The 12,307-nt window shown below is 70.7% G+C and carries 12 protein-coding genes; 4 read left to right on the top strand and 8 right to left on the bottom strand.

What is annotated here, in order from left to right; all coding sequences use genetic code 11:
* The first annotated feature begins 7 nt into the window (after window positions 1-7).
* Complete coding sequence (locus tag ACIG5F_RS10340) at window positions 8-556, top strand: hypothetical protein (RefSeq protein ID WP_396517181.1); 549 nt, start codon at window positions 8-10, stop codon at window positions 554-556.
* Here ACIG5F_RS10340 and ACIG5F_RS10335 read toward each other — a convergent pair.
* The 5 genes from ACIG5F_RS10335 to ACIG5F_RS10315 all read right to left on the bottom strand — a co-directional run bounded on the left by ACIG5F_RS10335 (window position 452) and on the right by ACIG5F_RS10315 (window position 6,380).
* A complete protein-coding gene (locus ACIG5F_RS10335; RefSeq protein ID WP_396517180.1) occupies window positions 452-1,240 on the bottom strand; it encodes a hypothetical protein in 789 nt (262 codons plus the stop codon). The two genes, ACIG5F_RS10340 and ACIG5F_RS10335, sit on opposite strands and share 105 nt — an antisense overlap.
* A 7-nt stretch (window positions 1,241-1,247) precedes the next feature.
* The gene (locus tag ACIG5F_RS10330; protein ID WP_396517179.1) at window positions 1,248-2,906 is read right to left on the bottom strand and encodes a fumarate hydratase; all 1,659 of its coding nucleotides are present in this window, start codon (window positions 2,904-2,906) and stop codon (window positions 1,248-1,250) included.
* 251 nt (window positions 2,907-3,157) lie between these two features.
* A complete protein-coding gene (locus ACIG5F_RS10325; RefSeq protein WP_396517178.1) occupies window positions 3,158-4,129 on the bottom strand; it encodes a sigma-70 family RNA polymerase sigma factor in 972 nt (323 codons plus the stop codon).
* 347 nt (window positions 4,130-4,476) lie between these two features.
* Window positions 4,477-4,902: a D-aminoacyl-tRNA deacylase gene (gene dtd / locus ACIG5F_RS10320; RefSeq protein ID WP_396517177.1), complete on the bottom strand. Its 426-nt coding sequence runs from the start codon at window positions 4,900-4,902 to the stop codon at window positions 4,477-4,479.
* Window positions 4,899-6,380 carry a methyltransferase gene (locus tag ACIG5F_RS10315; protein WP_396517176.1) on the bottom strand — a complete coding sequence of 494 codons (1,482 nt, stop codon included), beginning with the start codon at window positions 6,378-6,380 and terminating at the stop codon, window positions 4,899-4,901. Before ACIG5F_RS10315 ends, dtd begins: the two co-directional genes overlap by 4 nt.
* A gap of 58 nt (window positions 6,381-6,438) precedes the next feature.
* On the opposite strand from ACIG5F_RS10315, the gene ACIG5F_RS10310 reads away from it, so the two are divergent.
* The gene (locus ACIG5F_RS10310; RefSeq protein WP_396517174.1) at window positions 6,439-6,795 is read left to right on the top strand and encodes a DUF3099 domain-containing protein; all 357 of its coding nucleotides are present in this window, start codon (window positions 6,439-6,441) and stop codon (window positions 6,793-6,795) included.
* A gap of 37 nt (window positions 6,796-6,832) precedes the next feature.
* Here the strand turns inward: ACIG5F_RS10310 and ACIG5F_RS10305 are convergent, their stop codons facing one another.
* Window positions 6,833-7,711: a carbohydrate kinase family protein gene (locus ACIG5F_RS10305; protein WP_396517173.1), complete on the bottom strand. Its 879-nt coding sequence runs from the start codon at window positions 7,709-7,711 to the stop codon at window positions 6,833-6,835.
* Window positions 7,708-8,622 carry a pseudouridine-5'-phosphate glycosidase gene (locus ACIG5F_RS10300; protein ID WP_396517172.1) on the bottom strand — a complete coding sequence of 305 codons (915 nt, stop codon included), beginning with the start codon at window positions 8,620-8,622 and terminating at the stop codon, window positions 7,708-7,710. Before ACIG5F_RS10300 ends, ACIG5F_RS10305 begins: the two co-directional genes overlap by 4 nt.
* Before the next feature lie 54 nt (window positions 8,623-8,676).
* Here ACIG5F_RS10300 and ACIG5F_RS10295 point away from each other — a divergent pair, with 54 nt between their 5' ends.
* Complete coding sequence (locus ACIG5F_RS10295) at window positions 8,677-8,910, top strand: DUF3039 domain-containing protein (RefSeq protein ID WP_396517362.1); 234 nt, start codon at window positions 8,677-8,679, stop codon at window positions 8,908-8,910.
* Window positions 8,911-8,914: 4 nt separating this feature from the next.
* Here ACIG5F_RS10295 and ACIG5F_RS10290 read toward each other — a convergent pair whose 3' ends face one another.
* Window positions 8,915-10,048: a YihY/virulence factor BrkB family protein gene (locus tag ACIG5F_RS10290; RefSeq protein ID WP_396517171.1), complete on the bottom strand. Its 1,134-nt coding sequence runs from the start codon at window positions 10,046-10,048 to the stop codon at window positions 8,915-8,917.
* Window positions 10,049-10,247: 199 nt separating this feature from the next.
* Here ACIG5F_RS10290 and ACIG5F_RS10285 point away from each other — a divergent pair, with 199 nt between their 5' ends.
* Entirely contained in the window at window positions 10,248-11,966 is a 1,719-nt protein-coding gene (locus ACIG5F_RS10285) for a DEAD/DEAH box helicase (RefSeq protein WP_396517170.1), read from the top strand.
* Window positions 11,967-12,307: the final 341 nt, after the last annotated feature.

Here is a 12,307-nt window from a genome sequence, read left to right as displayed (position 1 = left end):
AGAAGCGATGGCGCGCTTGCTCGGATGTCTGCTGGTGCTCGGCACGGCCGCGGTCGCCCTCCCCAGCGGGTGGGCACTGGTGCTCCTGGTGGCCTATCCGGCCGCTTTCCTCTACGCCCGAACGCATATCTCCGCGGTGGCGATGGGTTTCGCCGCCGCGCTGCTGTGGCTGGACCTGGTGGTGATCGTGCCGCCGGTGCCGTCGACCATCGGACTGGCCGTGGTTTTCGCCGCCGCCGGCGCCCTCGGCACGGCGTGGATCACCCGCAGCGTGGCCCTGTCCGTGCAGACCGCCGCGACCGCCGCGCTGTGCGTCACCGCCTTCGCCTGGCTGCTGCTGACTGACGGCCCGGACCGGTTCGTGCCCCTGATCGCCGGCGTGAACCCGGTGGCGCAGAGCAGGATCGAGACCCCCGACCACTACCTGTGGCTGCTGCTCGTCGGCGCCGGGCTAGCCCTGGCCCAGTGCGGCATCCAGTTCCGCGAACAGCGCCGCCGGCAGCGCGGCGCCGTGGCGGTCGGCGAGCGCCGTCCAGCAGCGCCGGCCCAGTCCTGACGCCGCCCGCAGCGCCCGGGCCAGGCTTTCCGGCGTGGCCTCGGCCGTCGCCGCCCGCAGCTCCCGCACGGCCTCGGCCGACAGCTCCGCCTCGGCCCGCCGTGACGGCGTGAGCCAGTGCTGAGTGGCGTTCTCGGCCAGCCGGACCATCCACACCAGGTGCCGCTGGACGTGCCCCAGCGCGTCCCACGCCCGCAGGAACTCGCCCCGCGCCGTCAGGTGATGGGCCAACACCAGCCAGTTCACGAACCGGTCGCAGACCTCCGTCCCGACCGGCGTCGGGAACCGCCCCGGCAAGGCCGCCAGCACGGGCGTGAGCGCCCCGCGGCGGTCCACCACGACCATCCGCTCCACCGCCGCCCCGCGGGCCGGCCAGTCGGCGACGGTGGCGATTTCCTCGGTCGTCACGAAGTGGAACTCGCCGCGCACCAGGCCCGGGAAGAACACCACGTACGTGCCGAACTCGTTGACCAGCCCGTGGCTGATCGGCGCGATGTCCGCGCACCACACGGCCGGCTCGACCTCGGACCGCCGCCGCGGCGTGAAGAACAGCCAGAACTCGATGTCGCTGTGCTCGTCCGCCTCGCCGGCGGCGAACGAGCCGTACATCAGGGCGGCGTCCAGGCCCTGATCGCCCGCGCACTTCTCCCGCACACGGGCGATCAGCTCGGCCTGGTCAGCCACGATTCCCCTAGCGGCGGAAGGAGATCTGCAGCGTCGGCGCGGACGTCTCGGAGAAGAAGTCGTTGCCCTTGTCGTCGACGACGATGAACGCCGGGAAGTCATCGACCTCGATCTTCCACACCGCTTCCATGCCCAGCTCCGGGTATTCCAGGACCTCGACCTTGCGGATGCAGTCCTTGGCCAGCCGGGCCGCCGGGCCGCCGATGGAGCCCAGGTAGAAGCCGCCGTGGGCCTGACAGGCGTCGGTGACCTGCTGGGACCGGTTGCCCTTGGCCAGCATCACCAGCGAGCCGCCGGCCGCCTGGAACTGCTCGACGTAGGAGTCCATCCGGCCGGCGGTGGTCGGGCCGAACGAGCCGGAGGCGTAGCCCTCGGGCGTCTTGGCCGGGCCGGCGTAGTAGACGGGGTGGTCGCGCAGGTACTGCGGCATCGGCTCGCCGGCGGCCAGCCGCTCCTGGATCTTGGCGTGGGCGATGTCGCGGGCCACCACCAGCGGGCCGGTCAGCGACAGCCGGGTCTTCACCGGCAGCGCGGCCAGGGTGCGGCGGATCTCGTCCATCGGCCGGTTCAGGTCGATGCGCACGACGTCGTCGGACAGCTGCTCGTCGTGCACCTCGGGCAGGAACTGGGCCGGGTCGTGCTCCAGCTGCTCCAGGAACACGCCGTCCGCGGTGATCTTGGCCTTGGCCTGGCGGTCGGCCGAGCAGGAGACGGCGATGCCGACCGGGCAGGACGCGCCGTGCCGGGGCAGCCGGATGACCCGCACGTCGTGGCAGAAGTACTTGCCGCCGAACTGCGCGCCGATGCCGAACTCGCGGGTCATGGCCAGCACCTGCTGCTCCAGGTCGGTGTCCCGGAACGCGCGGCCGTCGGGGGAGCCCTCGGTCGGCAGGTTGTCCAGGTAGCGGGCCGAGGCCAGCTTGGCGACCTTCAGGTTGTACTCGGCCGAGGTGCCGCCGACCACGATGGCCAGGTGGTACGGCGGGCAGGCGGCGGTGCCCAGGGAGCGCAGCTTCTCGTCCAGGAACCGGGCCAGCCGCGTCGGGTTCAGCAGCGCCTTGGTCTCCTGGTACAGGAACGTCTTGTTGGCGCTGCCGCCGCCCTTGGCCATGAACAGGAACTCGTAGACCGGCTCCTGGCCGGCCTTGTGGTAGAGCTCGATCTGGGCCGGCAGGTTGGTGCCGGTGTTGCGCTCGTCCCAGAACGTGGTCGGCGACATCTGCGAGTAGCGCAGGTTCAGCTGCTGGTAGGCGTCGAAGATGCCCTCCGACAGCGCGGCCTCGTCGTCACCGCCGGTGAGCACCGTCTCGGTGCGCTTGCCGACCACGATCGCCGTGCCGGTGTCCTGGCACATCGGCAGCACGCCGCCGGCCGACACGCAGGCGTTGCGCAGCAGGTCGGTGGCCACGAAGCGGTCGTTGCCGCTGGCCTCCGGGTCGTCGATGATCGCCCGCAGCTGCCGCAGGTGGCTGGTCCGCAGCAGGTGCTGGATGTCCTTGATCGCTTCCCGGGCCAGCCGCCGCAGTGCCGCCGGCTCCACTTCGAGGAAGCGACGCCCCGCCACCTCGTGCACCCGGACCCCGTCCGGGGTGACCAGTCGGTACTCGGTTTCGGTGTCCTTGCCCAAGGGCAGCGGATCGACGTACTGGAACGAGGTGGTGGTCACGTTCGCGGGCTCCCTTGCACGCAACTCGGGTAACCCGCCCTACGGTACTGCCGCGATGCGCAGGTCCAGCGCCGTCCCCGGTGTGACGGCGGACATCACACAAAATCAGAAGGCCGGGGCGGCCCCCGGCCGCCCCGACCTCCTGTGGGGCGCGGTCACGACCCTCTGGTGATGGTTCGCACCGCGAAGTTTCTGGTGTGCGTGGAGAACTGTGCCGTGACACAGATCACAAGTCAAGACGGCCGTTCGGGTTAGCTGGCGTACGCGCGCAGGCGCTCGGCCCGGTCACCCTGCCGGAGCTTGGACATGACCTCGCGCTCGATCTGGCGGACCCGCTCGCGGGACAGCCCGAAACGCTTGCCGATCTGGTCGAGGGTGCGGGGCTGGCCGTCCTCCAGGCCGTAGCGCAGCCGGATCACCGACTGCTCCCGCTCGTCCAGCGTGGCCAGCACGCGGCGCAGGTCGTCGGACAGCAGGCTCGAGATGACGGCGCTCTCGGCGTCGGTCGCCTCGGAGTCCTCGATGAAGTCGCCCAGCGGGGCGTCCTCGTCGGTGCCGACCGGCATGTCCAGGCTCACCGGGTCCCGCGAGTGGTCGAGCAGGTCGGCGATCTTGGCCTCGGCGATGCCGGACTCCCGGGCCAGCTCCTCGTGCGTGGCCTCGCGGCCCAGCTGCTGGTGCAGGTCCCGCTTGATCCGGGCCAGCTTGTTCACCTGTTCCACCAGGTGGACGGGCAGCCGGATGGTGCGGCCCTGGTCGGCCATGCCCCGGGTGATGGCCTGGCGGATCCACCACGTGGCGTACGTGGAGAACTTGAAGCCCTTGGTGTAGTCGAACTTCTCGACGGCCCTGATCAGCCCGAGATTGCCCTCCTGGATCAGGTCGAGCAGCGGCATGCCGCGCCCGGTGTAGCGCTTGGCCAGCGACACCACGAGCCGGAGATTGGCCTCCAGCAGGTGGTTCTTGGCCCGCTCCCCGTCCCGCACCAGCTGGGTCAGCTCGGTCTTCCTGGTGGCGTCCAGAATCCGGGCGGTCTCCAGCATGTGCCGGGCGAAGACGCCGGCCTCGATCCTCTTGGCCAGCCCCACCTCCTGCTCGGCGGTCAGCAGCTTGGTCTTGCCGATGCCGTTCAGGTAGACGCGCACCAGGTCGGCGGCGGGCCCCTGGGCGTCGAGATCGGCCTCGGGGCCGATCTCCTGGTCGATGGTCTGCGGGATGGTCACGGTGACTCCCTCCCCGGTCGCGGGCTGGTGTGTTGTCGCGTCACACACCGGCGCTGCGTTGCGCGGCGAGCCTTTCGGGCGAGGCACCCGGGTCGGGAATGCCTTGCGTCTGCTGGCTGGACACTGGTGAAAACGCGAGCGATCGCGAAATCGTTCCCGCGTTCCCACACCCCTCATGACGTGTCCGGAGCCCGAGCGGTTGCCCCCAGAACCTGAGGTTTCCCTGAGAGAGGGCCACCTCCACCCGTTCAGCGGGCAACCGTCCCGGTGAAACGTGAAGTCCATGTTGGACGACTGAACCGAAACGGCCGCCCACACGTTTCCCATGCCAGGAAAGCCCGCAATCATCACACTTCGACGAGCACCGTGAACGGACCGTCGTTCACGCTTTCCACCGCCATGTCGGCGCCGAACCGACCGGTGGCCACGGTGGCGCCCCGCGCACGCAGCGCGTCGACGACCGCGTCCACCAACGGCTCGGCGACCGAGCCGGGGGCGGCCTTCGTCCACGTTGGACGGCGGCCCTTCCTGGTGTCGCCGTACAACGTGAACTGGCTCACCACGAGCAGCGGAGCCCCTGTGCCGGCACAGGATTGCTCGCCGTCGAGTATCCGCAGCTCGTGCAGCTTCCGCGCCATGACGCCGACCTGCTCGGCGCCGTCGGTGTGGGTGATCCCCAACAACACCAACAGACCGGGCTCCTTGATCTCGCCGACGACCTCGTCGCCGACGGTGACGCTCGCCCTTGTCACCCGCATGACAACTGCTTTCACGCCGGCACAACCATTCCGTGCCGCACCAGGTCGCGCACGATCGGCAACGCGGCGCGTTCGAGGTCGTCGACCGACTGGCCGTGCCCGTACGCCAACAGGTGCAGGAGGTCACCCAGCGGCAACGCGCCGCGACAGCCGGCCAACAGCGCCGCCGCCAACTCGTCGACCTCGTGCTGCCAACCGGGTCCGTCCGTTCGGTGCAGTCGCCGCACCACCGCCGCCCAGCCCTCGTCGCCCGGCTCCGACACCTCCTCCAGCATCACGGTCGGCGGCACGAGGAAGCGCGTCGCCAGCAGTTCCTCCGGGGATCCGTGCTGCCGCAACCAACTCACTCGATCCAGCCAGGCCGCGGCCTCCGGCCCCAGCGGGTCGTCGAAGGCGTGCCGCAGGTCCTCGCAGACGATCTCGGGGTGTGACGCCGAGGTTCGACGCAGCGTGACGAAACCGAAGCCGACACCGAGAACATCGTTGGCCTCGAACCAGTCCAGCCACGCGGCGGCCTTCACCCGGCCCTCGGCCGACCGGGGGTCGATGCCGGCGTCGCGCAGCCAAGTGCCCACGTACAGCGAAGTTTCCGCCACGTCACGCTGCACGAACCACGCGTCGACCCCGCCCCGCGGCAGCCAGGAGGCGACCCGGTCGGTCCAGTCCTCGCCCTTGCGGTGCACCCAGGACGCCAGCAGCTGGCCGACCCCGCCCTCGTTGAGGAACGCCGGCAGCTGCCGCACCACCAAGGCACTCGCGTCATCGCCGGCCAGACCGGAGTCGCGATAGGTGTAGTCGACCCGCGCCGGCCCGACGACAAACGGGGGATTGCACACGACCTGGTCGAAGCGGCGGCCGGCGACCGGCTGGAACCACTCGCCGCGGGCCAGCTCCACGTCCAGCTCGTTGAGCCGGAATGTCGCGGAGGCAAGGGAAATCGCCCGTTCGGACAGGTCGGTCGCGGTGATCCGGCCGGCGTGCCGCGCGGCGTGCAGGGCCTGCACGCCGCAGCCGGTGCCCAGATCCAGCACCGTCTCCACGGGCCGTCGCGCCGTGGCGCGAGCAAGGCTCAGAGACGCGTGACCGACGCCCAGCACGTGGTCCGGGCGGACGGGTGCGCCCCGCAGATCGGAGTCCTGGTCCGACACCACCCACCAGGAACCCTGATCGTCTCCGTACGGTCGAACGTCCAGATCCGCGCGAAGGTTCCCGTCCTCCTCGCGCAGCAGCCCCTCGGCCACGGCGTCGGCCACCGACAGCGCGCCGAGCGCCGCCTGCGTCTCGGCCCGGGACGCGCTGTCGCCGAGCAGGAAGATCCGGACGAGGGTGCCGAGCGGACCACCGTCGGCGCTGGCCCGCCGGGCCGGCTCCGGCTCGCCTCGGCCCAGCGCCGCGTGGGCCGGCGCGCCCAGCAGGTCGACCACCGCGTCGGGCTCGTAGCGGGCCTCGTGGAAGGCGTCCCGCAGCTGGTCAGTGAACTTGTCGGAAAACACGACCGAAATGTTTGCACGGCCTTGGGGACGGCTAGCATCTACCGGAGGAGGTGGTGTCGTGAAGGGCTCTGACCGAGACGACACACCGGTTCTCATCACCGGGGCGGCGCCCTCGTACGCGGACCAGTCCCGCGCCCGAAAGCGCAAGTACATGATCATGATGGGGCTGCGCGTGCCCTGCCTGGTCCTCGCCTGCGTGTTCATCCACGTCTGGTGGCTGGCGCTGCTGTTCCTGGTGCTGTCCATCCCGCTGCCGTGGGTGGCCGTGCTGATCGCCAACGACCGGCCGCCGCGCAAGCAGGAGGAGATCAACCGCTACAACGCCGAGAAGGCCGCCCGCCGGGCGCTGGAGCGCGAGGTCTCGGCGGACGAGCACGACGGGCCGAAGCCCGCGACGCGCGCCATCGAGGGGTAGGCCCGATCCGGTCCGCCCGGACCGGGCCGTTGTCACCTCAGGCGTGGGGCTGGCCTCCGACCCGGGAAACGGCTTCGGAGCCGGCGGCGACCCCGGCTCGCAGCACGTCCAGCGGCGGCTGGCCCTTCAGCCACGCCGACAGCAGGCCGGCGTCGAAGGCGTCGCCGGCTCCGGTGGAGTCGACGCAGGTGGCCTCGACCGCCGGCACGTCCCAGCGGCCGACCCGGTCGATCCAGCTCGCGCCCTCGGCCCCGGTCGTCACGGCCACCGCGCCCACGTGGTCGAGCAGCTCCGCCGCCGAGGAGGGGTCCCGCGACCCGGTCAGCGCCTCCAGCTCGTCGGTGTTGGGCAGCAGCAGGTCGACGCCGGAGACGGCGGTGAGGAACGTCGTCGGCCCCTGCTTGGTGATGTGCAGCGCCGCCTGGGGATCCACCGATGTGGTGAGCCCCGCCCCGCGCGCCGCCGCCAGCATCTCCAGCCCGGCCTCCCGTGACCGCGGGTCCAGCAGCACATAGCCGGACAGGTGCAGATGACTGGCCGTCTCCAACAGGTTGACAGTCAGGTCCGAGCCGGCCAAGCGGGCGTTGGCCCCGCGGTCGGCCAGCATGCTGCGCTGGCCCTCGTCGTCCACGAGCACGACCACGCAGCAGGTCGGCGCGGTCGGGTCGATGGCCATCGCGCACCGCACCCCGACGGCCTCCAGCTCGGCCCGCACCTGCCGGCCGGCCATGTCGTCGCCGACCCGGCCGACCAGCACGGTGTCCACGCCCAGCGAGGCCAGCCACGCCGCCGTGTTCGCCCCGGCCCCGCCGACCGCCAGCGCGATGTCGGCCCGCGAGTCGCCGCCGCTGACGATCGGCGTGTGGTGCCGGGCCACGACGTCCAGCGCCGAGTCGCCGACCACGATCACGGTCATCGGGCCAGCTCCACCGCTACCTCGGCGGCCACGCGAGCGTTGGACAGCACCAGCTGCTCGTTGGTGTCCAGGCTCACGCCGTCGCTGGCCGAGTGGAAGTGCTCCAGCAGCACCGGCGTCACGTCCTTGCCACGCACGTTCCGCGTGGCCAGCAACTCCAGGCCCTCGGCCAGCAGCCGGTCGTGCAGCTCGCGGGGCATCTCGTGCTCCACCGGCACCGGGTTGGCCAGCAGCACGCCGGCCTGCCCCGGCGCGTACGCCCGGTGGGCCTGGACCGCGGCCGCCGCCTGCTTGGGATCATCCACCCGCCACGGCACGTCGAAATCGGATTCGCGCAGGTAGAAGGCGGGAAAACGGTCCGTGCGGTAGCCCAGCACCGGCACCGAGTTCGTCTCCAGCAGCTCCAGCGTGGCCCCGATGTCCAGCACCGACTTCACGCCCGAGCAGACCACCAGCACCGGCGTCTCGGCCAGCACCCCCAGGTCGGCCGACACGTCCCAACTCTCGGCCGCGCCCCGGTGCACGCCACCGAGGCCGCCGGTCGCGAACACGCCGATGCCCGCCGCCGCGGCGATCGCCGCCGTGCCGGCCACCGTCGTCGCCCCGTCCCGGCCCAGCCCGATCGCCGGCCCCAGGTCCCGTCGGGACAGCTTCACCAGCCCCGCCGCCGGATCGCACACCCGGTCCAGCTGCTGGTCGTCCAGGCCCACGACCGGGCGGCCGTCCAGCACCGCGATCGTCGCCGGCACCGCCCCGGCGTCCCGCACGACCCGCTCCACCCGGGCCGCGACCTCCCGGTTGCGGCCCGGCGGCAGCCCGTGCGCGAGGATCGTGCTCTCCAGCGCCACCACGGCCCGGCCCTCGGCGATCGCGGCCGCCACTTCCGGGCTGACCTGCGGTTGTGTACTCATCGTCTCCCGTTCCGACGTCCAGCGTGTATCAGGCATCATGGACGAGTGAGCCCGATGACCCAGACGCTGCCCGAGACCGACACTCGGCGTGACGCCGACGAGACCACCGGCGACGACACGCCGAAGATGTTCCACTACGTGCGCAAGGCCAAGATCGCCGAGAGCGCGGTGATGGGCACGCACGTGGTGGCGCTGTGCGGCGAGGTGTTCCCGGTCACCAAGTCCCCGAAGCCCGGTTCCCCGGTCTGCCCCGAGTGCAAGCGCATCTACGAGGCCATGAACGACTGAGGCCCTACTTGCTCTGACGCTCCGCCGACGGACGCTTGAGTTGCTCGGTGTCGTTGACGTCGGCGGGCGACGGGGCCTGCCACTTCTCGGTCACGTTCCTGAGCACGGACGACCCGTTGCGCAGCTCCTGGGTCTCCTGCTCGGGCTGCGCGGCCAGCCACTCCCGAGCCTGCTCACCGGCCCGGATCTGCACCGCCGCCCGCTCCAGCTCCAGCCGCCGCCAGCGCCGCCGCTGCCGCCGGGTCATCTTGGCCGGCCAGAGCTCCTCGATGGCGCTGTTGAAGTGCGCGCCGACGATGATCGCCATGCCGAGGAAGAACGTGAACAGCAGGAAGGCGATCGGCGTGGCCAGCGCGCCGTAGGTGTAGCCGGTGGTCGTGATCCACGCGATGTAGAGCCGCAGCCCGATGCTGGACAACAGGAACAGCACCATGGCCAGCGCCGCGCCGGGCAGCCCCCGGTGCCAGGGCAGCTTGCGGGGCAGCGCCACCTTGTACAGCGTGGTCAGGGCCAACACCAGCAGCACGGCCATCACCGGGTAGTAGAACGTGGTCAGCAGCTGCTGCACGAGCGGCCGCCACTCGCCGGGCACCACCGCCGCCAGCAGGTCCGGCCCCAGCGCCAGCAGGGGCAGGCCGAGCACCGCCAGCAGCAGGCCGACGACGTACATGAACAGCGCGAAGATCCGCTGCCACACCGGGTGCCGCACGTCGTGCTGGCCGTAGGCGGCGGTGATGGCGTCCACGAACGAGGCCATCGCCGAGGAGCCGGCCCACAGCGAGATCAGGAAGCCGATCGAGGCCACCTCGGTGTGCGCGCCGGTGAGGATGCTGTCCAGCGTCGGGGCGAGGATTTGATCAACGACGTTCTGACTGAATATGGTGTGGCAGAACGAAAGGATCTTGGTCTCGACGGTGGTGACCAGCTGCGGGCCGAACCAGTCGCCGACGAAGCTGAGCAGGCCGAGCAGACCCAGCAGCAGCGGCGGCAGCGACAGCGTCTGCCAGAACGCCGCCTCGGCCGCCTCGGAGAAGATGTCGCCGAACCACGCCTTGGTGACCGTGCGCACCGTGAGCCGCCACGGCCCCCGCTTGACGGGTGCGACCGCGCCGGTGTCCTGCTCAGGCTGCTGACCCATGGCACCTCAAAGCATGCGGCATCACCGGAATCTTGGCTGGACTGACCCCCACAACGCCAATCCGTGGGCATGCGCACATCGCGTCGGGCGGTGCCGGCCGGGCCGATTGGGTAAGCTGCCCTCAGCCCTCAGGGAACCCCACCGTGAGGGCATTCGCACGTCATCGGCAGGTTGTCGCAGCTAGGGAGGGTGAACGGCGTTGACGGACACCCTCAACCCGACGACAACCGCGGCGAGGCCGCTGCGCGCGTGGCAGCGCCGGGCGCTGACCCGGTACCTGACCACCAAGCCGCAGGACTTCCTCGCCGTGGCCACCCCCGGCGCCGGCAAGACCACCTTCGGTCTGCGCGTGGCCGCCGAGCTGCTGGCCGACCGCACCGTCGAGCGGGTCACCATCGTCACGCCGACCGAGCACCTCAAGCACCAGTGGGCCAAGTCGGCCGCCGAGGCCGGCATCGCCATCGACTCGAACTTCCGCAACGGGGCCGGGCAGACCTCCAACGACTACAACGGCGTGGCCGTCACCTACGCCCAGGTCGCCGCCCACCCCACGCTGCACCGGGTGCGCACCGAGAACCGCAAGACACTGGTGATCCTGGACGAGGTGCACCACGGCGGCGACGCCAAGTCCTGGGGCGACGCGATCCGTGAGGCGTTCACCCCGGCGGTGCGCCGGCTGGCGCTGACTGGCACCCCGTTCCGCAGCGACGACAGCCCGATCCCGTTCGTCAACTACGAGCCCGACGGGGCCGGCGCGATGCGCAGCCGCGCGGATCACTCGTACGGGTACGCCGACGCGCTGCGCGACGGCGTGGTGCGGCCGGTGCTGTTCCTGGCCTACTCCGGCGAGGCGAGCTGGCGGACCGGGGCCGGCGAGGAGTTCACCGCCCGACTGGGTGAACCGCTGACCCAGGAGCAGACCGCCCGGGCCTGGCGCACCGCGCTCGACCCGACCGGCGAATGGATGCCCGCCGTGATCAGCGCCGCCGACCAGCGGCTCAACCAGGTGCGCCAGTCCATCCCGGACGCCGGCGCCATGGTGCTGGCCTCCGACCAGGAGTCGGCCAAGGCCTACGCGGCGATCATCAAGCAGCTCACCGGCGAGGAGCCGACGGTCGTGCTCTCCGACGACCCCAAGGCCACCGGCAAGATCGCCGAATACTCCGCAACCACCGCCCGCTGGCTGGTCGCCGTCCGCATGGTGAGTGAAGGCGTCGACGTGCCGCGCCTGGCCGTCGGCGTGTACGCCACCAGCTCCTCAACGCCGCTGTTCTTCGCCCAGGCCATCGGCCGCTTCGTGCGGTCCCGGCGGCCCGGCGAGACCGCCAGTGTGTTCCTGCCCAGCGTGCCCGTGCTGCTCCAGCTGGCCAGCGAGCTGGAGGCCGAGCGTGATCACGTGCTGGGCAAGCCGCACCGGGAGAAGGACGGCTGGGACGACGAGCTGCTGGCCGACGCCAACCGCACCAAGGACGAGGGCGAGGAGGAGAAGGGCTACACCTCCCTCGGCGCCTCGGCCGAACTCGACCAGCTGATCTTCGACGGCAATTCGTTCGGCACCGCCGCGATGGTCGGCACGGAGGAAGAGCAGGACTACCTGGGGCTGCCCGGCCTGCTCGCTCCTGATCAGGTGCGGGACCTGCTGCGGCAACGTCAGGCCAAGCAGCTGGCTGAGGTCTCCGCTCGCAAGGCGGCCGAGCCTGAGCCCGTGGCTAAGCCCGCTCGGGTCCGCACCACCCAGGAGCGGCTGGCTGAGCTGCGGCGAGAGCTCAACACGTTGGTGTCGATGCACCACCATCGGACCAAGAAGCCCCACGGCAAGATCCACAGTGAGCTTCGGGCTTATTGTGGGGGGCCGCCTACGGCGATGGCGTCGGTGGAGCAGTTGGAAGAGCGCATCGCTACTTTGCGGTCCTGGTAGGTCGGCGAGAATCCCGTTTCGGTCTGCGCTGATTTTTGTGGTTTTTGGGCTTTTGGGTTTGTGTGGTTGTGGTTTTTGTGCCCGCGCCGCGCGGTTGCCGGGGATGGGGATTGCGGTGAGGGGTGGGGGGCCGCTGTCTGACTGGGGGATGGGCCTTTTTGGTTAGCTACTCCGGGTGGATTTTGCGCGGAGGCCTCTGGGCGATGGCGTATCAAGGCGCTATCGGGCAGGCTCCGCCTGCCTCGATACGCAACAAGCTTATGCCATCGCCCCCCTCCGCGCAAAATCCACCCTCCGGAGCGTGAAGGTGTAGACGATTGTCGCCGTGGTGATTTGGGTGG

Origin of the sequence: Kutzneria sp. NPDC052558 (assembly GCF_044547355.1) — a bacterium.
Lineage (GTDB): Bacteria > Actinomycetota > Actinomycetes > Mycobacteriales > Pseudonocardiaceae > Kutzneria.
The sequence above is the reverse complement of the archived record's forward strand: the minus strand, read 5'-3'. Positions and strand labels throughout refer to the sequence as shown.

What these genes read in the sequence shown, in the direction of transcription:
- ACIG5F_RS10340 (WP_396517181.1), top strand. Translation starts at nt 8, where the DNA reads ATGGCGCGCTTGCTCGGATGTCTGCTGGTGCTCGGCACGGCCGCGGTC.
- ACIG5F_RS10295 (WP_396517362.1), top strand. Translation starts at nt 8,677, where the DNA reads ATGACCCAGACGCTGCCCGAGACCGACACTCGGCGTGACGCCGACGAG.
- ACIG5F_RS10305 (WP_396517173.1), bottom strand. Translation starts at nt 7,711, where the DNA reads ATGACCGTGATCGTGGTCGGCGACTCGGCGCTGGACGTCGTGGCCCGG.
- ACIG5F_RS10300 (WP_396517172.1), bottom strand. Translation starts at nt 8,622, where the DNA reads ATGAGTACACAACCGCAGGTCAGCCCGGAAGTGGCGGCCGCGATCGCC.
- ACIG5F_RS10290 (WP_396517171.1), bottom strand. Translation starts at nt 10,048, where the DNA reads ATGGGTCAGCAGCCTGAGCAGGACACCGGCGCGGTCGCACCCGTCAAG.